Source organism: candidate division WOR-3 bacterium, from assembly GCA_026418155.1.
In the GTDB taxonomy this organism is placed as follows: Bacteria; Hydrothermota; Tepidihabitantia; order Tepidihabitantales; family CAIPLT01; genus JAOABV01.
In genome coordinates, this window is record JAOABV010000111.1 from 1 (window position 1) to 543 (window position 543).

Sequence of the window (543 nt, forward strand, 5' to 3'; positions counted from 1 at the left end):
ATATAAGACATTGGTATAAGACAATTCACTCTGTAATGAAAAGCCTAAGATGTTAAACTTATGCAACGGGCGTTTGGATTCCAAGGAATATAAAGGAAGGTCATCGGCTTTTAGTTTTTCACCAAAATCAAGCCAAGGTGCGTATGCCCTCTCGGCAATAATATCTTTCTGTCGGTTTAAAACTGAATAAAGAATCTTTAAGCCGTAATTTGACATACCGATTTCATAAATTTCCGGCATTATTAAACAAAAATAAAGCGAATTATTTTGTGGTTCTTTATGGTAGACATTATATTCATTACCGAGATATCGGATTGGTTTTGTAACCAATGGTAAAATTCTTTTCAATTTGTCTTCGAGCATAAACTAAATAATTCCGTTTTCATTGTAATTACAAAATATCATAAAGTCAATCATTGTTACATTTTAACTTGTGCTGGAAAATTATAAAGGTGAGCAATAAATGAATTACATTAAAAATGTTAGCAATAACTTTCAGAAACTTAATTGCCTAACCCGCAGGAATTCTACAGGGACGATGGC

General features: G+C 32.2%; 1 protein-coding gene. It reads right to left on the reverse strand.

Going from position 1 to position 543, the window contains the following annotated elements:
* Positions 1–363, reverse strand: a 363-nt coding sequence (locus tag N2201_07530) for a B12-binding domain-containing radical SAM protein (protein ID MCX7786049.1), incomplete at its 3' end; no start/stop codon positions are given.
* Between the last annotated feature and the right edge of the window lie 180 nt (positions 364–543).